The sequence below is a fragment of the Sanguibacter sp. Z1732 genome, assembly GCF_051020515.1.
Lineage (GTDB): Bacteria > Actinomycetota > Actinomycetes > Actinomycetales > Beutenbergiaceae > CALKWS01.
In genome coordinates, this window is sequence record NZ_CP194857.1 from 165,668 (window position 1) to 190,228 (window position 24,561).

Below are 24,561 nucleotides of genomic sequence, written 5' to 3' on the forward strand. Positions count from 1 at the left end.
ATGCTCGCGCTGCGCTGGATCGCCGGGCGTCTGGGAGCGGCCGCGCTGGTGGCCTGGGTGGTGGCGACCGTGGTCTTCTTCGCGCTTCGCGGGGCCGGCGGCGACCCCACAGAGGCCATCCTGGGTGGGCCCGGTTCACAGGCCGGCCCGGAGGCCGTGGCCGCGGTGCGGACCGAGTACGGCCTGGATGAGCCCGTGCTCGTGCAGTACCTGTTCCAGTTGTGGCGGGTGGCCACCTTCCAACTCGGAGACTCCTACGCCCGGCGCCAGCCGGTGTCGGATCTGATCGGCGGGCAGCTGCCGGCCACGTTGATCCTGGCCGGTGCCGCGCTGGCGCTGGCGTGGGTACTGGCGCTGCTCATCGCTACCGCGGCGGTCAGCGCCCGAGGGCGGGTGGGCCGGCTGGCGGTCAGCGTGCTGCGCGGGGTGGAGATCGCGGCCTCGGTGCTGCCGCACTTCTGGTTCGGTGCGGTCCTGATCGCCCTCTTCGCGGTCTCGTTGGGCTGGCTGCCGGCCACCAGCACCTCCTCGGCACCCAGTGCGCTGGTACTGCCCACCATCACCTTGGCCGTTCCCGTCGCGGGTTTCCTGGGGCAGGTGATGCGAGACGGGCTGGCCGAGGCCCATACCGCCCCGTTCGCCACCACGTCCCGCGCCCGGGGCGCCTCGGAGCAGTGGGTGCTGGTCCGCCACTCCCTGCGCCACGCCGCCCTCCCGGCGATCGCACTGTCCGGGTGGGCCTTCGGGTCGCTGCTGTCCGGGGCGGTGGTCGTGGAGACGTTGTTCGGGCGGCCCGGGTTGGGCCGGTTGCTGATGGAGGCGACCACCGGCCAGGACGTACCGCTGGTGATCGGCTCGGTGCTGGTGGTGGCGCTGGGATACGTGGTGGTGATGACCCTGGCCGACCTGGCCGAGTGGGTTCTGGACCCGCGGCTGCGAGCAGGCTCGGCCTCCCGGCGTGCGCGCACGCCGCAGACGGATACGGCGGTGGGCGGATGAGCGTGTCCGGTGTGTCCCGGCCGAGGTCGCGCGTGCTCCCGGGGCGTGGTGCCCTGTCCCGGCTCGGCCTGCCCGGGCTGATCGCGGCGGTGGTGGTGGCCGTCGTCGGCCTGGCCACCTTCTGGCCGCAGGTGCTCACCGGTGTCGACCCGAACGCGATCGCCCCGGCGGATGCGCTGTCCCCGCCCGGCGCGGGGTACTGGTTCGGCACCGACACCTCCGGGCGGGACGTGTTCGCCCGGGTGGTGCACGGCGCCTCGCAGTCGGTGGGCATCGGGCTCGCCGCCACCGGGATCGGCGTCGGTCTGGGGGTGGTGATCGGGTTCGCCTCCGGCCTGGGACCGGTCTGGCTGGATGCGGGCCTGCGCCGGGTGATCGAGGTACTGTTCGCGCTGCCCACCCTGGTGCTGGCACTGCTGCTGGTGGCGGTGATGGGCCCGGGGGTGCGGGCCTCGGTGATCGCGGTGGGCCTGGCTACCGCACCGGGATACGCCCGGATTCTGCGCGCCCGGGTCCGCACGGTGGCCCGGGCCGGGTACGTCGAGGCGGCACGCCTGGAGGGGGCCGGCCCGTTCGAGGTGCTGCTTCGCCATGTTGTGCCCAACTCCCTGTGGCCGCTGCTGGCGATGATCACCCTGGGTATCGGGCAGGCGATCGTCTGGGTGGCCGCACTGAGTTTCCTGGGGCTGGGCGCACTGCCACCATCCCCGGAGTGGGGGGCGATGGTCAACGGCGGACGGTTGCACATCACCAGCGCCTGGTGGCTCGCTGTCTGCCCGGGCCTGGCCATCACCGTCACCGCCGGCGCGCTGACCGTGCTGGGCCGGGCGGTGGGTCGGGTGGGCCGGCGATGAGCCCGCTGCTGAGGATCCAGGACCTGTCGGTGACCTTCGACGGCGTGGGCCGGGTGCTGCGGGAGGTCTCGGTCAGTGTGGCCGCCGGGGAGTGCGTGGCGGTGGTGGGCGAGTCCGGTGCGGGCAAGTCGGTGCTGGCCCGCACTGCGCTGGGTCTGGCCGGTGAGGGTGGTGTACCGGCACAGATCCGCGCCGGTGTCCTGGATGTCCTCGGCCAGGATGCCCGGTCCTTCACCCCCCGGCACTGGCGCCGGATCCGGGGCGCCCAGGTGGCGATGGTGCTCCAGGATGCGCTGGGGTCATTGGATCCGCTGCGCACCGTGGGTGCCGAGGTCGCCGAGACCCTTGCGGTACGCGGCGTACCCAGCGCGCAGCGCCGCGAGCGGGTGCTGCAGGCCCTCACCGACGCCGGATTGGACCAGCCGCACCTGCGCGCCCAGCAGCGCCCCGCGGAACTCTCCGGCGGGATGCGCCAGCGGGCGCTGATCGCCTCCGCCCTGGCCGGTGGCCCGCAGTTGCTGGTGGCCGATGAGCCCACCACCGCCCTGGATGCCACGGTCGCGGCCACGATCCTGGACCTGCTGGCCCGGCTGCGCGATGAGGGGATGGGCATCCTACTGGTCAGTCACGACCTGGGCGCGGTCTCCCGCGTGGCCGACCGGATCGTGGTGCTGGCCCAGGGGCAGCTGGTCGAGGCCGGTACGGCCATGCAGGTGCTCACCGCTCCCGAGCAGCCCTACACCAGGGAGTTGATGGCGGCGGTGCCCCGCGGCCCCAAGGCCGGGACGTCGTCCACAGGTGCACAGCCCGACGGGGCCGGCGGTGCCCGGCCGAAGCACCCCGGTTCCGGCGAGGCCGGGGCGTGGTCACCGGTGCTCGCCGCACGCGGCCTGGTGCGCCGGTTCCGTCTACCGTCCGGTGGCTCGCTGGCCGCCGTGGACGGAGTGGACCTGCAGGTCCGGCCAGGCGAGGCGATTGGAGTGGTGGGTGAGTCCGGATCGGGCAAGACCACCCTGGCCCGGCTCCTGCTGGCCGCCGAGGAACCGGACGAGGGCGAGGTGGACCTCGCCGGTGAGGCATGGAGCGGGGTTCCCGAACGAGACCGTCGATCGCGCCGCCGGCAGATCCAGTACATCCCGCAGGATCCGCTGGGCAGCATGGACCCGCGCCACCGCGCCGGGCAGATCCTGCGCCGGACGCTGGACCGGGCCCGCTCGAGCCGGACGCCGGCGGAACTGCTGGCCCGGGTGGGCCTGCCCGAGGAGGCGCTGAACCGCTACCCGCGCGCACTGTCCGGTGGACAGCGCCAACGCCTGGCGATCGCCCGGGCCCTGGCCGGCCGTCCGAAGGTCCTGGTATGTGATGAGCCCGTCTCGGCCCTGGACGTGACCGTTCAGGCACAGATCCTGGACCTGCTCACCACCGTGCAGGCCACCGAGGGGGTGGCGCTGGTCTTCATCTCCCATGACCTGGCCGTCGTGCGCGGGTGTGTGCGAGACCGTCCTGGTGATGCGCGCCGGCAAGGTGATCGAAAGTGGCCCCTTGGAGCAGGTCTACGCCCGGCCCGAGCAGGACTTCACACGCCAACTCCTGGCTGCGGCACCGAACTGGGACTAGCAGCAGATCCTCGGCGTCGGCCCCTCTGGACAGCGCAGGTTAGCGAGCGCTAACATCGGCTCTGTTATCGATCGCTAACGCGTGTCGTTGCCCCGGGACGGAAGCGACCAGTTCCCGGGGACTCGCTGGGACGCAGGCACACTCAATGCCGAGAGGGACCATGTTCGAACTTTCCGAGGACCACGAGATGTTCCGCGGGGTGGTGCGCGACTTCGCCGAGTCCGAGATCGCTCCGCACAGCGCGCAATGGGACCGCGAGCGCCACTTCCCCGTCGACCTGATCCCGAAGATGGGCGAGCTCGGCCTGTTCGGGCTGACCGCACCGGAGGAGTTCGGCGGCGCCGCGGGCGACTTCCTCTCCATGTGCGTGGCGATCGAGGAGATCGGACGGGTGGACCAGTCCATCGGCATCACCCTCTCGGCAGCGGTGGGGCTGGGGATCAGCCCGCTGCTGAGGTTCGGCAGCGATGAGCAGAAGCAGCAGTGGGTGCCGGACCTGGTGGCCGGGCGCGCCCTTGCCGCCTTCGGGCTCACCGAACCCGGGGCAGGTTCCGACGCCGGCGCCACTCGCACCCGAGCCCGGCTGGAGGGCGATGACTGGGTGATCAACGGCTCCAAGAGTTTCATCACCAACTCCGGTACCCCGATCACCTCCCTGGTGACGATCACCGCGCGTACCGGTGAGATGCCGGACGGGAGCCCGGAGATCAGCACGCTGCTGGTACCCGCCGGCACACCCGGACTGACCGTGGACCCCCCCTACGACAAGCTGGGTTGGCACGCCTCGGACACCCACGGGCTCACATTCCACAACTGTCGGATCCCGGCCGGGAACATCGTCGGCGAGCGCGGCGCCGGGCTGCGCCAGTTCCTGCACCTGCTCGACCACGGTCGGGTCGCAATCTCCGCGCTCGCGGTGGGTCTGGCCCGGGCGTGCTTGGACCTGGGCACCGACTACGCCCGCACCCGGGAGGCCTTCGGACGCCCGATCGGGGCGAACCAGGGGGTGGCGTTCCCGTTGGCCGACCTCGCCGTCTCGGTCGAGGCGGCCCGCGCGCTGACTTATCGCGCGGCCTGGCTCAAGGACGAGTGCGACGCCGGACGCCGGCCCGCCAGGGATCTCACCCGGGCAGCCGCGATCGCCAAGGTCTACTCCACCGAGGCAGCCGTTGATGCGGCCCGTACCGCCACGCAGGTACTGGGCGGGAACGGCTTCATGGAGGAGTTCCCCGCGGCCCGGTACTACCGGGACGCCAAGATCCTGGAGATCGGGGAAGGCACCTCGGAGGTCCAGCGGATGGTGATCGCCCGCGAACTCGGACTGCCCCGCTGAGCACGCCCCGTCGCCGCCCGCGGGATCAGGGCACTCAGGGCTGTCCGGGTCCGGCCAGCGACTGCGGGCTCAACGCCTCCAACGCCATCCGCTGCAGCAGGGCGCCGGTGGCCGCGCGCCCGAGGCGGGCGCTGTGCGGGGTGGAGTTGATCAGGCCGAGAACGGCGTGTGCGGCTGACCGGGCGGTCGCCTCCCCGACCCCGGGGGCGGCGTCCAGGATCGTGCCGGCCCAGATCTCGACATAGGCCCGCTGCAGCCGGCGCACGTTGCGCTGCTCCTCCTCGGCCAGGCTGTCCAGGTCACGATCCTGGATCGTGATCAGGGCCGGGTGGTCCAGAGCGATCTGCACGTGCCAGTCCACCAGCACCGCGAGCGCCTGCCGCCCCGGCTCGACGTCCGAAAGTCGCTCCCGGGCGACGCTCAGGATGCGCTCGCTGATCCCGATCAGCAGTTCGGCGAGGACTGCTTCCTTGCTCGCGAAGTGCCGGTAGAGGGCCGGGCCGGAGGTACCCACCTGGCGGCCGATGTCGTTGATGGACACCCCGTGGAATCCGTGCCGGGCGAACAGGTCGGCCGCGGCGTCCAGGATCTGCTGACGACGCGGGGAGGCCACCGGCCGCTCCCGCACACCCTCGCTCATCAGCACCATCCCCTCATGCTAGACCGCCGCCGGCCCGCGGCGGCGCGACCGGTTCACCCGGCACGATGTACCTACCCGCCGCCGCATGCCGGTGATCGACGCCCCGAGCGTCATCGGGCGATCCCTGCGACGATGGGGACATGACGAACCTGTTGATCGGCCTGCTCGGTCTCGCCCTCGGGGCGCTGCTGTGCTTCCGCGGTGGCTCCCTGGCTCGAATCCTGCTGGCGCTGTGGGGGGCGTTCGTCGGATTCAGCCTCGGGGCATCCCTGGCCGCCGGCCTCACCGACCAGCCGCTACTCGGGGACGCCTGGGGGTGGATCGCGGCGATCGCGGCGGCGGTTCTGCTGGCGCTGGCGGCGTACTGGTTCTACGTGCTGGCCGTGCTGATCTGGCTGGGCTCGCTCGGGTTCGCACTCGGGACCGCGCTGGCGAACTCCCTGGGTGCCTCCGAGGTGGTGGCCATGGTGGTGGGCCTGATCGCCGGCCTGGTGCTGGCGCTGGTGGCGCTGGCCCTGCGCCTGCCCGCGATACTGCTGATCGTGCTGACGGCGCTGGCCGGCGCCGCACTCATCCTGGCCTCGGTGCTGATCCTGATCGGCGAGGCGCCCCCGGGACCGGAGCTGGCGGAGATCGCCTGGCCGGACCGCTGGTGGTGGACGGTGCTCTACATCGTGGTCGCCGTCGCCGGCATCGTGGTTCAGGGCCGCAGCCGCGTCCGGCGCGGTGGGCGCGCCCAGTGGCAGCGCTCGGCACCGGCCGGCGGGGCCTGAGCCGGCGCCGCCTCACCCAGGGCAGTTCAGGCCGCGCTCCAGTGCCTCCAGATTCGCCCGCATCACCTCGACGTAGTCCGCGCCGGTACCGCGCTCCATCGGGTCCAGCACATCGACCTGCACACCCATCTCCTCCGCGAGTACCTCCACCACCCGGGGGCTGGCCCTCGCCTCGAAGAAGATGGTCAGCACGTCGGTGTCCGCGATCACGCCGGCGACCTCGCGCATCCGGGCCGGGGAGGGCTCCACCTCGGGATCCACGCCGGCGATGCCGACCTGCTCCAGGCCATAGCGATCGGCCAAGTACCCGAACGCTTCGTGAGAGGTGACCAGCGTCGCTCCGGTGCACCCGGCCAGCACGGCGCCGAACTCCCCGTCCAGGTCCATCAGGTCTGCCTCCAGGGCCTGCGCCCGGGCCCGATAGCCTGCGGCACCCTCCGGGTCCAGGGCGGCGAGTTCGGTGGCCACTTCATGGCCCGCCGCGGCGAAGCGAAGCGGGTCCAACCAGAAGTGTGGGTCGTCCGGATCAACGTCTGGCGGTCCGGCGTCGGCGGGTAATTGCGCTCGGGCGACGGCTTCGACGTCGACAACATGCGCGGGATCGACCATGTCCACCGCCTCACCGCCTCCGTCGCCGGCTGCAGCCCGGAGAGGTAGATCACCAGGTCAGCCGACTCCATCTCGCCGACCTGCACCGGTGACAACTCCAGGCTGTGCGGGTCGGCCCCATCGGCAGTCAGCGACGTCACGGTAACCTCCGGCCCCCCTATCTCGGCGCCGAGGAACTCCAACGGGGAGAATCCGGCCACGACGTGCATGCCCTCCGGTTCATCCGGCGGGGTGCAGCCTGCCAGGGCCAGCAGACCCGTTGCCGAAACGACGGCGAGCCCGCAGCCGGAGCGGGACCGCGCCCGGGCGCCGGGGCGGCGCGCCCGGGCCGCAGACGCCGGCCGCGTGCCCTTGACGGCGGCCACCGGACTCAATGGTCATGGTCCTCATCGTCGTGATCGTGATCGTCCTCATCGTGATCGTGGTCGTGGTCGTGGTCGTGGGCGGGGTCGTCCTCATCGTGGGCGTGATCGTCCTCGGACACCTCGGCCACCAGATCGCCAGTGACGCCAATCAGGTCGTTCGGCGTCACGTTCAACTCTGCGGTGTTCCACACCTCGGCGGTGGGGATGTCCACGGCGTGAATCGTGGCCGTGCCCGGGTCGGTGACGAAGACCGAGCCGTCGAGTGCGGTCAAGCCCGGGCGCGGCTCCTGCCAGTCCTCGGGCACGCTCCACTCCTCGATCACCGGGATGGCGGCCACCACCTCACGCGTCTCGGGGTCGATCACGTGGATCTGACCGTCGGTGCCGAGCACCAGCGCCTCGCCGTCATCGCCGCGGGCCAGCGAGGTCCCGGAGTACGCCGCAGGAAGGCCCACCAGGTGCACCTGGTCGGAGGCGGTGTCGATCAACGAGACCTGGGTGGGTTCGCTGTAGTTACCGAGCACTACCGCGGAATTCGGCGCACCGGACAACGTCCCGATCGAGCCGTCCTCATCCGGGCTGGTCGCTTTGGCGATCCGGCCGTCGGCATAGATCAGGGCGCCGTCGGCGCATCCGACCACGACGGTCTCGGCGGCGCGCTGACCGCCGAGCCGTGCAGGCCCGGGCACTCGTCGGAGGCGGCTATCTCGGCGTCGGCCGCATCCAGCACACGGATGCCGGTCCGGGCCTCGGTGTCGCCGTGGGAGACCACCAGGGTGCCATCACTCAGTTCCAGTGCGAGCCCGTGGTGCGGATCCTCGGCGGTGTAGCCCCGCACGTCACGGCTTTCGTCCCGCAGGTCGCCGGAATCGAAGACGGTCACCTGACCACCGGCGTCGTCGAAGAGGGTGGTCCGGCCCTCGTTGACCACCACGTGCCCGGGTGCCTGAGCGGGGAAGATGGTCTCGGTCAGGACCGCATCGGAGGTGTAGTAGTGGGCGTGGTCGCCGTGCGGCTCGGCCCAGGTACCCAGGTCCAACACCTGGAAGCCGCCGCTGGTGGACACTAGTGCGTGCCGTCCGTCACCGGCGTCGGCGAGCCTGTTGAACCGGCGAGGTCGATGTCGGAGACCACCTCCAGGGTGGCGGCGTCCAGCACCTGCACCCCGCCGTCGTAGGTGATCGCCAGCCGCGGAGTACGCGCAGCCACCTCGGCAACCTCCTGTTCCGTCGCTTCCTCGGTGTCCGTATCGACTGGCCGATCGGTCGCGGCGTGGCCTGGATCAGGGTCACTCTGACCACAGGCCGCAAGCAGTACCAGGGGTAGGGCCAACCCGAGCGCGGTCACCACCCCGGGGCGGGTACGGGCGCCCCCGTCATCGGTGGAGGCGCGTGCGGCCAGGACCGGGGCGTGAGCGCTCCCGACGCGCAGCGGGCTCTTGCGGGGTTCCCGGACTCGTTCGTCCATGGGGTTCTCATTTCTCATGCCGTGATGAGCGCGGGGCGCTCGTTCCTTCCGCTCGGAGATGAAGTACATCGCTAAACATAATGGGACCCGTTCTCATTATCAAAAGGAATTGACCGAGCAATTCGACGGATCCCACTACTGCGTAGCGTCGTACTAGATGGCGTCGTACGTGCGCCGCGTAGTACCCTGGGACGACGATGGCGATGGGTGAGTTGGAGAGCGCGATCATGACGCAGTTGTGGGCCGCCGACGGCCCCTGCACCGTGCGCGAGGTACACGAGGCCCTGACCCCGGACCGGCCACTCGCCTACACCACGGTGATGACCGTGCTGGATCGGCTCGCCAAGAAGGGCCTCCTCACCCAGGAGCGCCAGGGCCGGGCTTTCCGCTACTCCCCCAGCCGCACCCGGGAGCAGTTGACCGCAGACCTGATGCTGGACGCCCTCGGGGGCACAACCGAGCCGTCCCAGCGGGTCGCCGCCCTGCAGCAGTTCGTCGGGCGGGTCAGCCCACGCGAAGCCGAGGCGATCCGCGCGGCTCTGGACACCCAGCACTGAGGGCGGGCGCCGCTCCGCCGTCCAGGACCCCTTCGTGACCGGTATCGCCCTGCTGGTGCTGGCGCTCGTGCTGTCCTGGGTGCTCCCACCGATCCTGGTTCGCGCCCGATGGTTGCAGCAGGCGCCCCGGGCCGGGGTGACGCTGTGGCAGGCGGTGGCCCTGGCCGCGGTACTCGCCGCCGTAGGGGCGGTGCTGGCGATCCCGGAGGAGGCCTGGCGCTCCTATCAGAACGCCGGCGGCACGCTCGGCCGCCCGGCGCTGTTCGTCGCCCTCGCGGTGGCGGGCGCCGGGGCAGGCGTCATCGTGGTGCGATTGGGCCTCACCTCGCTGCGGCTGGGGCTGGACACCCGTCGTCGCCGGGCCCGGCACCGCGAACTGCTGGATCTGCTGGCCACCCCGGACCCGCGCCGGGTACACGTGCTGGCCGGCGGCGTCCCGATGGCGTACTGCGTCCCCGGGCAGGACGCGAGGGTCGTGCTGACCGATGCCGCCATCGATCTGCTCGGCCCGGGCGAGGTGGAGGCGGTGATCGAGCACGAACGCGCCCACTTGCGCGCACGGCACGACCTGGTCCGGGAAGCCTTCACCGCCTTGCATGTGGCGTTCCCCACGGTGGTGCGCTCGGAGGTGGCCCGCCACGCCGTCGACCATCTGCTGGAGTTGCTCGCCGACGATGCCGCGCTGGCCCGCGCGCCCCGGGCGCAACTGCGCGGTGCCCTGGAGACCCTGGCCGATACCACCGATGACCCCCGGATACAGGCGCGGTTGCAACGCCTTGCCGAGCCCGAGCCCAGCCGGTTCAGGCGCCGCGGGACGGCCGCGCTCGCCTACCTGGCGGCCGTGGCCGTGCTGGTGATACCCACCGCCGTGCTGGCTGGGCCGTGGTTGCTGCAGGCGGGCCGAGCATTGTCCAGTTTTTGACACAGCCGCGACCGCCACATTGCGATACCTGTAACATCCTCTGCGGACGTCGCCGCCTGAACGTAGCGCGCCCTGACGAAGAGGAGTTGTCGCCATGCCCGGACTGGACGAGAAGTTGCAGGACATCTACGCCGAGGTGCTCGCACGCAACCCCGGTGAGACCGAGTTTCACCAAGCGGTCCGTGAGGTGCTGGGCAGCCTGGGTCCCGTGGTGAGCAAGCATCCCGAGTACGCCAACGGCACCACCGCGGTGCTGCGCCGCATGTGTGAGCCGGAGCGGCAGATCATCTTCCGGGTTCCCTGGGTGGACGACTCAGGCACCGTGCAGATCGACCGCGGCTACCGGGTTGAGTTCAGTTCCGCGCTGGGCCCCTACAAGGGCGGCCTGCGGTTCCACCCCAGCGTGAACGTGGGGATCGTGAAGTTCCTGGGTTTCGAGCAGATCTTCAAGAACTCGCTGACGGGGTTGCCGATCGGTGGTGGCAAAGGCGGGTCCAACTTCGACCCGAAGGGCCGCTCCGACGCCGAGGTGATGCGGTTCTGTCAGTCCTTCATGACCGAGCTCTATCGCCACATCGGTGAGTACACCGATGTGCCCGCAGGTGACGCCGGGGTCGGTAAGCGCGAACTGGGCTACCTGTTCGGCCAGTACAAGCGCATCACGAACCGGTACGAGTCCGGCACGCTCACCGGTAAGGGCATGACCTGGGGTGGGTCGCAGGTCCGCACCGAGGCGACCGGATACGGCACCGTCTTCTTCGTCAACGAGATGCTGCGCGCCGGCGGGGAGACCTTCGAGGGCAAGAAGGTGGTCGTCTCCGGCTCCGGCAATGTGGCACTGTACGCGATCGAGAAGGTGCATCAGCTCGGTGGCACCGTCGTGGCCTGCTCGGACTCCTCCGGCTACGTGGTGGACGAGGACGGCATCAACTTCGAGTTGCTCCGCGAGATCAAGGACGTCCGTCGCGGGCGGGTCTCCGACTACGTCGAGGCCAAGGGCGGTCGAGCCCGCTTCGTCCCGGGCCGCTCGGTCTGGGAGGTGCCCTGCCAGATCGCCCTGCCCAGCGCGACGCAGAACGAACTGAACGGCCAGGACGCCGCCGCCCTGATCAAGGCAGGCGTGCAGATCGTCGCCGAGGGCGCGAACATGCCCTGCACCCCCGAAGCGGTGCGCGCGCTGCGAGATGCCGGGGTGAAGTTCGGGCCCGGCAAGGCAGCCAATGCCGGTGGCGTGGCCACCAGTGCGCTGGAGATGCAGCAGAACGCCTCACGGGACTCCTGGTCCTTCGAGCATACCGAGGCCCGGCTGGAGGACATCATGCGCGGCATCCACGACCGCTGCTTGGCCACCGCCGAGGAGTACGGCACCCCGGGCGATTACGTTGCCGGGGCAAACGTGGCCGGATTCATCCCGCTGGCCGACGCGATGCTCTCCCTCGGGGTCATCTGACCCGCCCCGTCCCGCGGGCGCCGACCCGGCCCGCCCGAGAGCGACGCCGGTAGCCGATGACGAGTGGCAGAACACTCGAGCATGACCACCCGCGTCGCTCTCGCCGACGTCGGGAAGGCGCGAGCGGTTCGGACGACCTACCGCCGGTGCCCCCCTATCGGCCCCGGGCTTCCGGATCGGCGTCAGGTGCCATGCCGCCACCTCCGGAACGGTTCGTACCGGTGGCACCGGCCGCCCCATCCGGAGCGGTGGCACCGGCACGGCGCGCCTGCTCAGCAGCCAGTTCACGAGCCGCCGGGCCCAGACTGGAAGCCAACGGGGCCGAGCCGGTTCGGCGCGCCAGCGGCCCTGCTGCGACCGGGCGCAGGGGCTCATAGGGTTCGCGCATGCGCGGTACGGACGTGAGGGCCTGGGGTTCGATCACCTCACCCTCGAGTTCCCCGGCCTCCCTGCGCCGCTCGTGCTCCTCCGGCGGGAGAACCTGGCGCCAACTACGGGTACGCATCGGCGGCAACTCCCCGGCGTCCTCACGCATCGCTCGATAGACGCTGTACATCTGGAACAACGCGAGGATGAAGAACGGGAAGCCGACCACGATCGTGGTGGTTTCCAATGCCTCCAGTCCGGCCCCGCCGGCGGTGACGGTGAGCAGGATGACCGCGATCATGGCGATCGAGATTCCCCAGAAGACACGCTGGCGCAACGGTGCGTCCTCCTCGTGACCATTGGCCATCGTGTCGGTGATCAGCGCCGCGGAGTCCACCGAGGTGGTGAAGAAGATGACCACCAGGACGATCGAGATCGCCGAGGTCACCATCGCGAAGGGGAAATTCTCCAGGAACGCGAACAGCGCACCGGGGATGTCGCCATCGCCCACGACCCGGTCTACCAGACCGCCATCGCCGTTCATCTCGATGTCGATGGAACCGCTGCCGAAGATGCCGAACCAGATCACGCTGAAGGTCGCCGGTATCGCCAGCACCCCGAGGACGAATTCCCGCACCGTGCGGCCCCGGGAGATCCGGGCGATGAACAGGCCCACGAACGGGGCCCAGGTGATCGTCCAGGCCCAGTAGAACACCGTCCAACTGGACTGCCATCCGGTGTCGCCGAAGGTGTCGTTCCACAGCGCCAGCTCCGGCAGCATCGCGAGATAACTCCCGAACGCCTCGATCGTGCCCTTGGTCATGAACACCGTGGCACCGGTGACGAACACGAAGAGCATCAGCCCGATGGCGGCGACGATGTTGATGTTGGAGAGGCGCTTGATGCCCTTCTCCAGCCCGGCGGCCAGCGAGACCAACGCGATGAGTGAGACCACCACGATCACGATGATCAGCGTCAGATCCGACTCCGGAATTCCGAACAGCTGGTTCAGACCACCGTTGATCTGCAGGGTGCCCAGACCCACCGAGACGGCCAGACCGAAGACGGTGCCGACGATGGCCAGCACGTCGACCGCCTGGCCGATGCGGCCGTGGATCCGCTCCCCCAGGATCGGCTGCAGGATCGAGGACACCCGCGGGGGCAGGTTGCGCTTGTACAGGAAGTAGCAGAACGCCAGACCGGGCAGCGCGAAGATCGCCCAGGTGTGGTACGTGAAGTGGTAGAAGGTGAACGCGAGCGCTTCCTCGGCGGCCTGCACACTCCCGGGCTCGACACCCTGGCGGGGCGGATCGCCGAAGTGGGACACCGGTTCGGCCACACCCCAGAACATCAGGATGGTGCCGATCCCGGCGGCAAACAGCATCGCGAACCAGGATCGCCCGGAGTGCTCGGCGGGTTCGTCGTCGGGCCCCAACTTGATCCGCCCGAACCTGCTCATCGCGATGTAGATGAGGAAGACCAGGAAGCTGGTGACGCCCAGGACGTAGAACCAGCCCATGTTGTCCATCAACCACGTCGAGGCGGCCTCGGTGCCGCGTCCGACCGCATCGGTAAAGACCAAGGTGCCGACAACGAACAGGATCACGATCGCGGCGGCGCCGAAGAAGATTCTCGGACTGGTGCGCAGACCGAGCAGTTCAGCAAACTTGTTCACGGAGTCCCACTTTCTCCTTGGATCTACGGTGATCAATTCAGTAGGTGCCTCGGATCCCCCTTCTCCGCCCGGCCTCGGTGCCCTATGGCGGTGCGGCTCAGCCTGTCTCTTCGCGTGAGAACGTTAGCGTTTCTCCCCGGGCTCCGCCCATCCAGACGTCCTGACAGGCGGCCGCAAACTCCTCCAGACCGGACACGATCGTGCCGAACACATTGCCCGGAACCCACCCCTGATCACCGTTGATCAGCAGATTGTTCCGCCCGTAGAACACCGCCAAGTCCACGATGGACCCCGTCTCGCGGTGCTGCTCGGCGCCTTCATAGCCGTAGGCAGGATTGCCCAGGTCGTCTCCGGTGAAGGTGAACCAGCACAGGTCCCCGGGTATCGGGGTGATGGTGGTGTTCTCCGCCCCGGGCTCCGATCCCGGATGCGGGATCAAGGTGTAGATCTCGTTGCGGGCGTACTTGCCGTGGTACACCTGCCCACCGGCCGGCAGCGCCTGCAAGACCGCCGCGCACGTGCGGGGTGCGGCCTCGGTGAGCAACCGGGCCCGGGCGCTGACCCCCCGGGATGTCAGGGTGATGCGCAGGTGCTGGTTCATCGTTCCTCCATGGCCATCGGTGGCCGGCGGGTGTGCCAGTCAGTGTGGTCCGTGAAGGCCTGTCCCGCGCGCAGGACCAACCCGTCGGCGTGGCGCGGCCCGACGATCTGCAACCCGATCGGGCGACCGTCGCCGGTGAACCCGCACGGCAGGCTCAGCGCCGGCTGACCGGTCATGTTGAACGGGTAGGTGTAGGGGGTCCAGGAGGTCCACCACCGCCGGCCCCAACCGCGGGGCACCTCCAGACCCGCCTCGAAGGCAGCGATCGGCATCGTGGGGGTGAGCAGCAGGTCATAGGTGGTGTGGAAGGCTCCCATCCTGCGGCCCAGATCCATCCGCACCGCGGTGGCATCGAGGTAGGCCGAGGCGTCCACCTGCCCGAACTGGGAGATGCCCGCGCGCAATTCGGGGTCCACCCGCTCCCAGTCACCCTCGCCGGTCCAGAACGTCTCGACCACTTTGGCCGCCCCGGGGAACCACAGCGTATGGAAGGCGGAGACCGGGTCGTGAAAGATCGGCGCTACCTCCTCCACGTTCGCTCCCGCCGCAGCGAAGACCTCCACCGCCGCGCGCACCGCCGCCTCCACCTGCGGGTCGTTCTCGCCGTACCCCAGATCAGGTGAGAAGGCGATACGCAGGTTCGCTACGCCGTCGTGCAGTCCGACGGTGAAGGACGACGACGGAGCCTCCAGGGAGAACCAGTCCCGGTGGTCCGGGGCTGATACCAGGTCGAGCAGGACGGCCGCATCGGCCACGGTGCGCGTCATCGGGCCTGGGTGGGCCAGGGTGCCGTAGGGACTGGCTGGGTAGGCCGGGATGCGGCCGTAGGTGGGTTTGAGGGCCACCGTCCCGGTGAAGGAGGCGGGGATGCGCACAGATCCGCCGGCATCGGTGCCGATCGACCACGCGCCCATCCCCAGGCCCACCGCGGCCGCGGCACCGCCGGAGGAGCCACCGGCGGTCAACCCGGGGTTCCAGGGGTTGGTGGTCGGGACGTAGGAGGGGGAATGGGTCACCCCCTTCCACCCGAACTCCGGGGTGGTGTTCTTGCCCAGGAACACCGCCCCACCCTCGCGCAGCCGCTGCACGGCCGGCGAGTCTTGATCCGCCGGGGGCAGGTGGGGCGCACAGCGCCGAACCCCGCCGGGTCGGCCAGCCCCGGACCAGCAGGATGTCCTTGATCGTGGTGGGGACGCCGTCGGCCGGCCCCCTGGGCTCCCCCGCGGCCCACCGCTGGGCGGAGGCGGTAGCGGCCGCCAGCGCACCCTCGGCGTCGGTGAGCACCATCGCGTGCACGTGGGGGTCGAGGCGTTCGATCTGGGCCAGTGCCGCCTCGGTGGCCTGCACCGGGGTGAAGTCCCCGGAGCGGTAGCCGGCCACGAGCGTGGCGGCGTCCGCCATCGCCAACTCGCTACTCATCCACCGGCTCCTTCGCCCTCGTCTACGCTTCTGCGGCCCTGCCCGGACCCCGGCTACCGGACGAATCCGGCGGACTTGTCCACCACGTTGACCGGGTCCTGACCGGCCAACCAGCGCTCGGCGTTGTCGAGGAACTGGGCGGCGAGTTCATCGCGCCAGCCCACCACGTCCCCGGACATGTGCGCCGAGATCCGCACCCCCGGTGCGTCCCAGAGCGGGTGCTCGGCCGGGAGCGGTTCGGTGCCGAACACATCCAGGCTGGCCCCGTCCAGGGGCCCCTGACGCACCGCGGTCAGCAGATCGTCCTCCACCACGCTCGCTCCGCGCCCGATGTTGATGAAGTGGGCGCCGGGGCGCATGGCGGCGAAGACCGGTGCGTCGAACAGCCCGGTCGTGGCGCGGGTCAGGGGGGCGGCATTGATCACGTAGTCGGCCCAGCCCACATAGGCGGGCAGGTCCGCGCTGGCGTGGATTCCGGCGAAGTCGGCGTCACCGGCCCTGGCGCTGCGGCCCGCCCCGTGCACGGTCATGCCGACTGCACCGAGCAACCGGGCGCAGGCGCGGCCGATCGCCCCGGTCCCCACCACCAACGCGTTCTTGCCCGCCACCCGGGTCGTCTCGCGGTGCACCCAGGTGCGCTCGGCCTGGAACTGCGCACTCTCGTGCAGGAGTTTGGCGTGAGCCAGCACGCTGGCCAGGACGAACTCGGCGATCGGCTGGTCGAACACCCCCCGAGCATTGGTGACCATCACGTCGGACTCGCGCAGTTCGTCGAACAGCAGGGTATCGACGCCGGCTGCGGCCACGTGGATCCAGTCCAGGTCACCGCACCGGTCCCACACGTCGCGCACCGCGGTGGAGAAGAAGTCCCACAGGAACAGCGCCTGAGCTCCCTGAACCGCCTCACCGAGGGAGTCCGCGTCCGCGTAGCGCACCTGCGCGCGCCCCTCCAGAGCCTTCAAACCCGGCGGGCGCGAGCCTTCGGAATCGAGCAGCACGGCGATCGCCGGGACGGAACCAGACACACCGGGACGTTATAAGCCTTCCTGTCTGATTGTCAACAATCTAGGGTACGACTATGGAACTGGTGCAGGATCAACCGGTGGCGGCCCTGACGCCGCTGGATCAGCGCGGCGTGGGGGTGATCGCGCCCTACGACTTCGCCCTCGACCGCGAGTTGTGGGAGTGGATTCCGCCGCAGGTCAGCAGCCTGCACCTGACGCGCACCCCCTACCAGCGGGTGCAGGTGAACCTGACCCAGGCCGAACTGATCGGGGCCCCGGAGGTGATCGCGCGCTGCGCGCAGGACCTGCACACGATCAATCCCGAGGTGATGGCCTACGCCTGCACCTCGGGCAGTTTCGTCGGCGGACTGGCCGGGGAGGCAGGAATCGTCTCGGCGCTGCGGGGCGGCGGTTTCGACCACGCGGTCACCACCTCCGGGGCGCTGCTGCAGGCGCTGGCGGTGCTCGATGCCCAGGTGGTGGCGGTGGCCACACCGTACGATGAGCCGATCGCCGCCCGCCTTGCGGCCTTCCTGCACCAGGCCGGCATCGCCGTCAGCGGGCTGCACAGCCTGGGCCTGAGCGGGAGGATCTGGACCGTGCCGTACCAACGCACCGCCGATCTGATCCGCCGCGCCGCCCGCGCATCGCCCACCCTCGGCCGGCCACCGCAGGCCGTGGTCGTCTCGTGCACGAACCTGCCGACCCGCCCGCTGATCGCCCCGTTGGAGGCCGAACTGGGCATCCCGGTGATCACCGCCAACCAGGCCACCATCTGGGCCGCGCTGCGCACCATCGGGCTGAGCGCGGTCGGACCGGGCCAACACCTGCTGACACATCAGCCCACCACCCCGGCTGTGCCGTCATGGCCCGCTACCCCGGCTGTGTCGGCGCCGATCCGAGCGGAGGTGAGGAATGACTGACCTGGAAGTTCCCGGCTACACCCTGCCCCACACCCCAGAGCCGTTCGACGCCCGTCCCTTCGCCGTCAGCGAATACATCAACCGGCTGGAGCGCGTCCAGCACGCGATGTCATCCCGCGGGCTGAACGCCCTGATGGTGGCCGACCCGGCGAACCTGTACTACCTCACCGGATACAACGCCTGGTCCTTCTACACCCCCCAGTGTCTGGTGGTGCCCGCCGAGGGCAGCCCGCACCTGTTCGCCCGGGCCATGGACGCCCAGGGGGCACACTGGACGGCCTACCTGGAACGCACCCACATCCACGGCTACCCCGAGCACTACGTGCAGCGGGCCGACATCCACCCGATGGACTGGATCACCGAGCAGGCCCGCGAACTCGGTCTGTTCGAGGACGTTCCCGGTGCCGTGATCGCGGTGGAGATGGATGCCCACTACTTCTCCCCCCGAGGCTTCTTCGCCCTGCACTCCCGCCTGGCGCACGCCGCCATCGTCGACAGCGTCGAACTGGTCAACTGGGTGCGGGCCGTGAAGTCGCCGGCCGAGCAGGAGAAGATGCGCGTGGCGGGTCAGATCGCCAGCACGGTGATGCAGGTGGCCATGGACGCCATCGAGGTGGGCCGGCGCCAGTGCGACGTGGTGGCCGAGATCCAGCACGCCCAGGCCCTCGGCTCCCACCACCTGGGCGGGGATTACCCCGCGATCGTGCCGATGCTGCCCACCGGACAGTCGGCCGGGACGCCGCACCTGACGTGGTCGGACGCCCCGCTGGTGCGCGGTGAGCCGACCACGATCGAGATCGCCGGGGTGCACCGCCGGTACCACGCCCCGCTGGCCCGCACCGTGGCGCTGGGCAGGCCCCACGCCGAGCTCGCGCGCTGCGCCGATGCCGTCACCGAGGGCCTGCACGCCGCCCTGGATGTGATGGGCCCGGGGGCCACCGGCCGGGAGGTGCACGCCGCGTTCGCCGACTCCATCGCACGGCGCGGGTTCTACAAGGAATCACGGATCGGGTACTCCATCGGAGTGGGCTACCCCCCGGACTGGGGCGAGCGGACCATCAGCCTGCGTGCCGAGGAACAGACCGTGCTGGCCCCCGGGATGTGCTTCCACATCATCATGGGGATGTGGATGGAGGGGTGGGGGTATGAGATGAGCGAGTCGGTGATGGTCACCGCCGACGGAGTCGAGCAATTGACCGACTTCCCGCAAGGGCTGACAGTCAAGACATGAATGTCGTCACGAAGGAGTAGCACAGGCATGAACACCGCGAACCGCACCCTGCCCCTGGCCGCACGCGCCGATTCTCTGGTGGGTTCGGTGATCGACTCCTCCACATCGCTGCTGGCCGCCCAGACCCATGACGTGGTCCGGTTCGCGATGGGCAGCCCGGCTGCCGAGGCGATCCCGACCGAGGCGCTGGCCGCGATCGGGGTGGAGGCGATCGGGGCGGGGCGGGCCGACGCGTTCGACTACGCCGCCACCGAGGGCGACCCGGCGCTGCGTGAGGCGCTGCTGGCGATGCTGGAGGGCACCTCCGATGCCACGACCAGCGACCGGCTGACCATCACCGCGGGAGGGATGCAGGGTCTGGACCTGGCCTGCAAGATCTTCGTCGACCCCGGTGACCTGGTGGTGGTGGAATCGCCGACCTACACCAACGGTTCCGCGACCGCGCTGTCCTACCAGGCTGAACTGCTGGAGGCACCGGTCGACACCGAGGGCCTGATCGTCTCCCGGATGGCGGAGCTGGTCGAGGCCACCGGGCGCACCCCGAAGGCGATCTACACCGTGCCCACGTTCCAGAACCCCTCGGGCACCACGATGACCTTGCAGCGGCGCCACGAACTGCTGGAACTGGCACGCTCCTGGGGTTCGATGATCATCGACGACGACCCCTACGGACTGCTGCGCTTCTCCGGTGCCGCCGTACCCACCCTGCACGAACTGGCCGACGGTGATCCGCTGGTGTTCTCGGTGCGCACGTTCTCCAAGATGGTCGCCCCTGGGCTGCGTGTGGGCTGGGTGGACGCCGCCCCCTCACTGCAGCAGTTGATCATCAACGCCAAGCAGGCGATGGACACCTGCACCAACCTGCCTGCGCAACGTCTGCTCGCCGGGTTCCTCACCAGCGGCGGACTGGAGGAGCACCTGCAGACCCAACGAGCGGAGTACCGGCGCCGAAAGCAGGCGATGCAGGAGGCACTGCAGGAGCACTTCGGCGACAGCGCCCGGTGGACCGACCCCGACGGCGGCTTCTTCCTCTGGGTGACCTTCGATGAGTCGGTGGACACCGAGGCCCTGTTCGAGATCGCCCTGGCGGAGGGGGTTGCCTACATCCCCGGCAACGCCTTCTCCCCCTCCAAACGGTTCCCGAACGCGCTGCGGCTGTGCTTCGCCTCCACCAACCCCGACCGCACCCGCGAGGGCGTGGCCCGCCTGGCCGCTGCGGTGCGGCGCCTGCAGGGCCGGTCCTGATGGCCGACGACGACGCAGCGGCGGTTCTGGAGGGGATCGCACCGGAGGCGGTGGCCGACCTGGCAGCGGAGTTGATCACCGCCGCCGGGCAGGGCGAGATGGGCACCGAGGAGGTGACCGCTCGGGTCCTGTCCGAACACGCCCGCGACCTGGGCCTGGATGCCAGCAGTACGGTGGTGGCACCCCAGCGGCCGAACGTGCGGATCATCACCCCCGACGCCGGTGCCGAACCCGGACTGTTGCTGCTCGGGCACACCGACGTGGTCCCGGCCGGCACCGGATGGCGCACCGACCCGTATCAACCGGTGGTCCGTGATGGGCGTCTGTACGGGCGCGGAGCGGCGGACATGCTCGGCGGGCTGGCCGCGGCCCTGGTGGCGATGGGCGCCCTGGCCCGATCCGGTGTGCGCCTGCGCGGGCCGGTGGAACTGGCCGCGGTGGTCGATGAGGAGGAGCTCGGGATCGGGATCCGGGACTTCATCACCGACCCGGCGCACCTGACCCACGCCGGGTGCGTGGTGGCCGAGCCCACCGATCTGCAGACCATCGTGGCCGCCCGTGGCGCCAGTTATATCGAGATCGACGTGCACGGCCGGGCGGCCCACGCCGGAAACCCAGCCGACGGACGCAACGCGATCTACGGGGCGGCTGCGATCGTCGCCGACCTGGAGGCCTGGCACGCCGAACTGGCTGCCGACGCGCACCCGTTGGCGGGGGCGGCCACCTGGAACGTGGGCGTGGTCACCGGCGGTGTGGGCGGGTCGATGGTGCCCGACCACTGCCGGATCAGCGCCGACCGGCGCCTACTACTGCCCGGTGAGGACCCCGAGCAGGTGCTCGCCGAGGTGCGCGAGCGGATCGCGGGCCTGGGTCTGGACCGGCGCGGGCTGGCAGTGGATGTGCTGATGCCGATGAACATGCCCGGATTCGAGACCGACCCGGCGAGCGCGCTGGTGCGGGCCGCCACCGCCGCGGTACCCGCCGCAGGTGGGCCGGACCTGCCGGTGGGTGGCTGGACGGCGGCGTGCGATGGCGGGTTCCTGGCACGCGATGCCGGTATACCGGTGGTGGTGCTCGGGCCCGGCTCGGTCACCGAGCAGGCGCATCGGCCGAACGAGTCCGTGGCGCTGGAGGACCTGACCACCGCCGCCGGGGCCTATGCGCTGATGGCCCTGAACCTGCTCACCTAACCGCCCCTCCCCCACCCCCGCGCCACTTCGCCGCTCGCTCGTTGGCTCCCCGGCTCCGCCGCCGCGCGATCCCCACCGCCCCAACCACCCAATTGGACAGTTCCAGCGCACCCACCACCCAACGCACCGCCCCAACCACCCAATTGGACAGTTCCAGCGCACCCACCCCCCGACGCACCGCCGCGAGCGCCCAATTGGACAGTTCCGGCGGGACCGGTCCCGCACCCACCGCCGCGAGCGCCCAATTGGACGGTTGGGGCGAGGCGGGTGGTAGCCCAGGGACCGAGGAACGGTAGGATTGTCGACAATCGACACGCGTGGAGGTTCCGGTGCCCACGATCGGATTGCTGTACCCCGGCGACAGCGCCGCCGATGATTACACCCACTTGACCGAGCCCTTGGCTGCCCATGGGGTTCAGTTGCTGGTGGAGGAGACCTCGGTGGGCGTCGACGCCCATGAGGTCGATGCCCTGCTCGACCTGGGCTCGAGCGAACGCCTCCTGGAGGGCGCCGCCCGGATCCGGGATCGCGTCGATGCGCTGATGTGGGCCTGCACATCGGGGAGTTTCGTGTTCGGTTGGGAGGGCGCCCACGACCAGGCCGCCGAGATCGCCGAGCGCACCGGCCGACCATCCTCCTCGACGTCGCTGGCCTTCGTGCGCGCCTGCCGGGCCCTCTCCCTGCAGCGGGTGGCGGTCGCGGCCTCCTACCCCCGGGACGTGGCGGAGCACTTCACCGACTTCCTCCGGGCCGGTGGGATCGAGGTCGTCGGGATGTCCAGCCACGACATCCATACCGCTGCCCAGGTGAGCACCCTCGGTCGCGACGACGTCTGCGCGATCGTTGCCGGTGCCGGCCGTTCCGGCGCCGAGGCGATCCTGGTTCCGGACACCGCGATGCACTCACTGGGCTGGTTGCCGGACCTGGAGCACGTGGCCGGAACACCGGTCCTGACCGCGAACCAGGTGACCGTCTTCGACGGTCTCGGCCTACTCGGCCTGCGCCCACAATTGGAGGGCTTCGGCGCCTTGTTCGGCCGTGCCACCACCACCACCCCCGCCACCACCGGCACCACCACCACCGGCACCGGCACCGGCGCCGGCGCCGGCACCCATACCGGCGCAGATGCCTCCGGCGGTACGGAGGGGGCATCCTGATGGCCACGATCGAGGGCATACGTCCACTGGATCCGGTGGTGCAGGAGTCCACGCCCAGCCTGATCGCCTCCCAGGTGCGCGAGGCGATCGCGCAGGGCCGTATCCCGCCGGGCAGCCAGTTGCACGAGTCGGCGCTGGCGGCCCAGCTCGGAGTCAGCCGTGGCCCGCTCCGCGAGGGGCTGCAGCGCCTGACCCAGGAGGGACTGCTGGTGTCCCATCGCAACCGCGGGCTCTTCCTGATCGAGTTGTCCCCGGAGAACATCCGGGACATGTACCTGGCCCGGGAGGGGATCGAACGCACCGCCGCGGCACACGTGCACCGGTTGGATCCGGACCCGGTGCGCGCCGAACTCCTGGTGGCGGTGGAACAGATGAACCGCGCCGCCGGCAGTGGGGACGTCGTCGCCGTCTCCGAGGCCGACGTGCGCTTCCACGAGGCGATGGTGGCCGGCGCCCGAAGCCCGCGGCTGCAGCGTGCGCACGAGACCGTGCTCACCGAGACCCGCATGTGCATCCGTGCCCTGGAGCCGACCTACGCCGACCCGCAGACCAGGGTCGAGGAGCACCGCTCGATCGCGGAATCCTTCGTGCCCGGGGGTGCCGAGCACACCGATGACCTCATCGTGGCGCACATGGCGGACGCACTCGAGCGCCTCATCGCCCAGCAGGACTGACCACCCGGGCAACTCCCCGCGCGCCGGGTGGGATCAGATCCCGCGGCCTGGGGTGAGGATGCCGTTGGGGTCGAACACGGCCTTGATCCCGGCCTGCATCTCCCGGGAGACCGGCTCGACCTGCCAGGCCAGCGCGTGCCGCTTGAGCGAACCGATCCCGTGCTCCCCGCTCACGGTGCCACCCAGGTCCAGCGCGAACCGGGTGATGTCATCGATCACGGCCTGGGCGGCGGCGTACTCATCCTCCCCCGCCCCGGCCTCGACCGTGGGGTGCAGGTTGCCGTCCCCGGCGTGCGCCACGATCGAGACCCGCCGGCCGTGCTCGGCCCCGATCTGCTTGACCCCGGTGACCATCTGCGCCAACGCCGCCACCGGCACGCCGACGTCGGAGGAGACCCGCATCCCGCGTGCCACCAGGGCCGGATGCGAGCGCCGCCTGGCCTCCAGCAACTCCTCGTCGGCGAAGACCTCGCCCTCGGTCCCGCCGTGCTCGGTGCAGATCCGCAGGATCGCCTCGGCCTGCTCCTGGGCGTCGATGCCCACCGTCTGCCCGATCAGCAGCGCAGCCTGCGGGCGCGGCAGACCACTGGGTCGATAGTCCTCGATGATCTCCACCCCGAGGGCATCGATCATCTCCAGCACCTCCGGGCGAGCCGGACTGGACACGATCGCCATCACCGCCCGGCCGGCGTCCTCAATGTCATCGAAACTGACCCGGAACATCCGCGGCTGCCCCGGCGGCACCGCCTTGAGTCGCACCGTGGCGGCCGTGATCACGCCCAAGTGCCCTCGGACCCGACGAACAGGCTGGTCAGGTCATACCCGGTGGCGTCCTTGGTGGTGCGCCGCCCGGTCCGCAGCACCCTGCCGTCGGCCAGCACCACCTCCAGTGCCGCGACGAAGTCGCCCAGCACCCCGTGGGCCACCCCGCGCAGACCTCCGGCGTTGCTGGCGATATTGCCGGCCACCGTGGAGGTACGCGAACTCGCCGGGTCCGGCGGAAAGAACAGGCCCCGCTCCCGGGCGGCCGCATCCAGGTCCGCGGTGATCACGCCGGCCTGCACATCGGCCAGCCGGTTGCCCATGTCGATATCGATGATCCTGTTCATCGCCTCCAGTGACACGACCAGCCCGCTGGGGTAGGACACCGCTCCCCCGGACAGCCCGGTCCCGCCACCGCGCACCGACACCGGCACCCGGTGCTCGTTCGCCCAGGCCAGCGCGGCACTGACGTCAGCGGTGTCCGCGGCCAGGACGACGGCGTGGGCCGGTCCGTCCGGGACGGCCCGGGAGGCGTCGCGGCAGTAGGGCGCCACCTGGTCGGGGTCGGTGAGCAGGCGCGGCCCGAGCCGGACGCGCAGGGCCTCCAGGTCGGGCAGTCCCTCGGGTGCGGTGCGGCCGTCGGCCCGGTCCGACGGCGCGATCGGCTCTGGCATCGTGATCCTTACGTCAGGTGAGGTGCGCCCGGGCGCACCGGTACCGCCGCCGCT

General features: G+C 70.4%; 25 protein-coding genes and 2 pseudogenes. 14 read left to right on the plus strand and 13 right to left on the minus strand.

Going from position 1 to position 24,561, the window contains the following annotated elements:
* The 4 genes from ACRRRO_RS01105 to ACRRRO_RS01120 all read left to right on the plus strand — a co-directional run bounded on the left by ACRRRO_RS01105 (position 1) and on the right by ACRRRO_RS01120 (position 4,803).
* Positions 1-999, plus strand: coding sequence for an ABC transporter permease (locus ACRRRO_RS01105; RefSeq protein WP_424797523.1), 999 nt, complete (start codon positions 1-3; stop codon positions 997-999).
* A complete protein-coding gene (locus tag ACRRRO_RS01110; protein WP_424797524.1) occupies positions 996-1,853 on the plus strand; it encodes an ABC transporter permease in 858 nt (285 codons plus the stop codon). The genes ACRRRO_RS01105 and ACRRRO_RS01110 overlap by 4 nt, the downstream gene beginning before the upstream one ends.
* Positions 1,850-3,523 (plus strand): ATP-binding cassette domain-containing protein, encoded by a 1,674-nt coding sequence (locus tag ACRRRO_RS01115; protein ID WP_434080925.1) that lies wholly within the window; start codon positions 1,850-1,852, stop codon positions 3,521-3,523. The genes ACRRRO_RS01110 and ACRRRO_RS01115 overlap by 4 nt, the downstream gene beginning before the upstream one ends.
* A gap of 107 nt (positions 3,524-3,630) precedes the next feature.
* A complete protein-coding gene (locus ACRRRO_RS01120) occupies positions 3,631-4,803 on the plus strand; it encodes an acyl-CoA dehydrogenase family protein (RefSeq protein ID WP_424797526.1) in 1,173 nt (390 codons plus the stop codon).
* Positions 4,804-4,837: 34 nt separating this feature from the next.
* On the opposite strand, the gene ACRRRO_RS01125 is transcribed toward ACRRRO_RS01120, so the two are convergent.
* Complete coding sequence (locus ACRRRO_RS01125) at positions 4,838-5,452, minus strand: TetR/AcrR family transcriptional regulator (RefSeq protein WP_424797527.1); 615 nt, start codon at positions 5,450-5,452, stop codon at positions 4,838-4,840.
* A 131-nt stretch (positions 5,453-5,583) separates the two neighbouring features.
* On the opposite strand from ACRRRO_RS01125, the gene ACRRRO_RS01130 reads away from it, so the two are divergent.
* Positions 5,584-6,216, plus strand: a complete 633-nt coding sequence (locus tag ACRRRO_RS01130) for a TM7S3/TM198-like domain-containing protein (RefSeq protein ID WP_424791638.1) — start codon at positions 5,584-5,586, stop codon at positions 6,214-6,216.
* Positions 6,217-6,228: 12 nt separating this feature from the next.
* Here the strand turns inward: ACRRRO_RS01130 and ACRRRO_RS01135 are convergent, their stop codons facing one another.
* The 5 genes and pseudogenes from ACRRRO_RS01135 to ACRRRO_RS01155 all read right to left on the minus strand — a co-directional run bounded on the left by ACRRRO_RS01135 (position 6,229) and on the right by ACRRRO_RS01155 (position 8,657).
* Positions 6,229-6,825 (minus strand): metal ABC transporter solute-binding protein, Zn/Mn family, encoded by a 597-nt coding sequence (locus ACRRRO_RS01135; RefSeq protein ID WP_434081621.1) that lies wholly within the window; start codon positions 6,823-6,825, stop codon positions 6,229-6,231.
* Between the two features lie 86 nt (positions 6,826-6,911).
* Positions 6,912-7,034: pseudogene (locus tag ACRRRO_RS01140) on the minus strand (metal ABC transporter solute-binding protein, Zn/Mn family); the annotation flags it as partial.
* A gap of 161 nt (positions 7,035-7,195) precedes the next feature.
* Positions 7,196-7,879, minus strand: coding sequence for a hypothetical protein (locus tag ACRRRO_RS01145; protein WP_434080926.1), 684 nt, complete (start codon positions 7,877-7,879; stop codon positions 7,196-7,198).
* Complete coding sequence (locus tag ACRRRO_RS01150) at positions 7,804-8,256, minus strand: hypothetical protein (protein WP_434080927.1); 453 nt, start codon at positions 8,254-8,256, stop codon at positions 7,804-7,806. Before ACRRRO_RS01150 ends, ACRRRO_RS01145 begins: the two co-directional genes overlap by 76 nt.
* Complete coding sequence (locus tag ACRRRO_RS01155; protein WP_424797530.1) at positions 8,256-8,657, minus strand: hypothetical protein; 402 nt, start codon at positions 8,655-8,657, stop codon at positions 8,256-8,258. The genes ACRRRO_RS01150 and ACRRRO_RS01155 overlap by 1 nt, the downstream gene beginning before the upstream one ends.
* A gap of 203 nt (positions 8,658-8,860) precedes the next feature.
* On the opposite strand from ACRRRO_RS01155, the gene ACRRRO_RS01160 reads away from it, so the two are divergent.
* From ACRRRO_RS01160 to gdhA, 3 genes are all read left to right on the plus strand, one after another.
* Entirely contained in the window at positions 8,861-9,214 is a 354-nt protein-coding gene (locus ACRRRO_RS01160) for a BlaI/MecI/CopY family transcriptional regulator (RefSeq protein WP_434080928.1), read from the plus strand.
* A 34-nt stretch (positions 9,215-9,248) separates the two neighbouring features.
* The gene (locus ACRRRO_RS01165) at positions 9,249-10,136 is read left to right on the plus strand and encodes a M48 family metalloprotease (protein WP_424797531.1); all 888 of its coding nucleotides are present in this window, start codon (positions 9,249-9,251) and stop codon (positions 10,134-10,136) included.
* A gap of 94 nt (positions 10,137-10,230) precedes the next feature.
* Positions 10,231-11,586, plus strand: a complete 1,356-nt coding sequence (gdhA, locus tag ACRRRO_RS01170) for an NADP-specific glutamate dehydrogenase (protein ID WP_424797532.1) — start codon at positions 10,231-10,233, stop codon at positions 11,584-11,586.
* Positions 11,587-11,740: 154 nt separating this feature from the next.
* On the opposite strand, the gene ACRRRO_RS01175 is transcribed toward gdhA, so the two are convergent.
* The 5 genes and pseudogenes from ACRRRO_RS01175 to ACRRRO_RS01195 form a co-directional block, all read right to left on the minus strand.
* The gene (locus ACRRRO_RS01175) at positions 11,741-13,627 is read right to left on the minus strand and encodes a BCCT family transporter (protein ID WP_424797533.1); all 1,887 of its coding nucleotides are present in this window, start codon (positions 13,625-13,627) and stop codon (positions 11,741-11,743) included.
* A 97-nt stretch (positions 13,628-13,724) separates the two neighbouring features.
* Positions 13,725-14,228, minus strand: a complete 504-nt coding sequence (locus tag ACRRRO_RS01180; protein ID WP_424797534.1) for a DUF3830 family protein — start codon at positions 14,226-14,228, stop codon at positions 13,725-13,727.
* Positions 14,225-15,316: an amidase gene (locus tag ACRRRO_RS01185; RefSeq protein WP_434080929.1), complete on the minus strand. Its 1,092-nt coding sequence runs from the start codon at positions 15,314-15,316 to the stop codon at positions 14,225-14,227. Before ACRRRO_RS01185 ends, ACRRRO_RS01180 begins: the two co-directional genes overlap by 4 nt.
* Positions 15,317-15,407: 91 nt before the next feature.
* Positions 15,408-15,647: pseudogene (locus tag ACRRRO_RS01190) on the minus strand (amidase); the annotation flags it as partial.
* Positions 15,648-15,700: 53 nt separating this feature from the next.
* On the minus strand, positions 15,701-16,672 hold the full coding sequence (locus ACRRRO_RS01195) for a D-2-hydroxyacid dehydrogenase (RefSeq protein ID WP_424797536.1): 972 nt from the start codon (positions 16,670-16,672) through the stop codon (positions 15,701-15,703).
* Positions 16,673-16,725: 53 nt separating this feature from the next.
* Here ACRRRO_RS01195 and ACRRRO_RS01200 point away from each other — a divergent pair, with 53 nt between their 5' ends.
* The 6 genes from ACRRRO_RS01200 to ACRRRO_RS01225 all read left to right on the plus strand — a co-directional run bounded on the left by ACRRRO_RS01200 (position 16,726) and on the right by ACRRRO_RS01225 (position 23,071).
* Entirely contained in the window at positions 16,726-17,574 is an 849-nt protein-coding gene (locus tag ACRRRO_RS01200) for a maleate cis-trans isomerase family protein (RefSeq protein WP_434080930.1), read from the plus strand.
* A complete protein-coding gene (locus ACRRRO_RS01205) occupies positions 17,567-18,805 on the plus strand; it encodes a M24 family metallopeptidase (RefSeq protein WP_424797538.1) in 1,239 nt (412 codons plus the stop codon). The genes ACRRRO_RS01200 and ACRRRO_RS01205 overlap by 8 nt, the downstream gene beginning before the upstream one ends.
* Positions 18,806-18,832: 27 nt before the next feature.
* Positions 18,833-20,050 carry a PLP-dependent aminotransferase family protein gene (locus ACRRRO_RS01210; RefSeq protein WP_424797539.1) on the plus strand — a complete coding sequence of 406 codons (1,218 nt, stop codon included), beginning with the start codon at positions 18,833-18,835 and terminating at the stop codon, positions 20,048-20,050.
* Positions 20,050-21,240 (plus strand): M20 family metallopeptidase, encoded by a 1,191-nt coding sequence (locus tag ACRRRO_RS01215; RefSeq protein ID WP_434080931.1) that lies wholly within the window; start codon positions 20,050-20,052, stop codon positions 21,238-21,240. Before ACRRRO_RS01210 ends, ACRRRO_RS01215 begins: the two co-directional genes overlap by 1 nt.
* A 329-nt stretch (positions 21,241-21,569) precedes the next feature.
* Positions 21,570-22,397 (plus strand): maleate cis-trans isomerase family protein, encoded by an 828-nt coding sequence (locus ACRRRO_RS01220; RefSeq protein WP_424797541.1) that lies wholly within the window; start codon positions 21,570-21,572, stop codon positions 22,395-22,397.
* Positions 22,397-23,071 carry a GntR family transcriptional regulator gene (locus tag ACRRRO_RS01225; RefSeq protein ID WP_424797542.1) on the plus strand — a complete coding sequence of 225 codons (675 nt, stop codon included), beginning with the start codon at positions 22,397-22,399 and terminating at the stop codon, positions 23,069-23,071. The genes ACRRRO_RS01220 and ACRRRO_RS01225 overlap by 1 nt, the downstream gene beginning before the upstream one ends.
* A gap of 33 nt (positions 23,072-23,104) precedes the next feature.
* Here ACRRRO_RS01225 and ACRRRO_RS01230 read toward each other — a convergent pair whose 3' ends face one another.
* Both ACRRRO_RS01230 and ACRRRO_RS01235 read right to left on the minus strand, forming a co-directional pair.
* On the minus strand, positions 23,105-23,848 hold the full coding sequence (locus ACRRRO_RS01230; RefSeq protein WP_434081622.1) for an FAD-binding oxidoreductase: 744 nt from the start codon (positions 23,846-23,848) through the stop codon (positions 23,105-23,107).
* The gene (locus ACRRRO_RS01235) at positions 23,845-24,507 is read right to left on the minus strand and encodes an FAD-binding oxidoreductase (RefSeq protein WP_434080932.1); all 663 of its coding nucleotides are present in this window, start codon (positions 24,505-24,507) and stop codon (positions 23,845-23,847) included. Before ACRRRO_RS01235 ends, ACRRRO_RS01230 begins: the two co-directional genes overlap by 4 nt.
* Between the last annotated feature and the right edge of the window lie 54 nt (positions 24,508-24,561).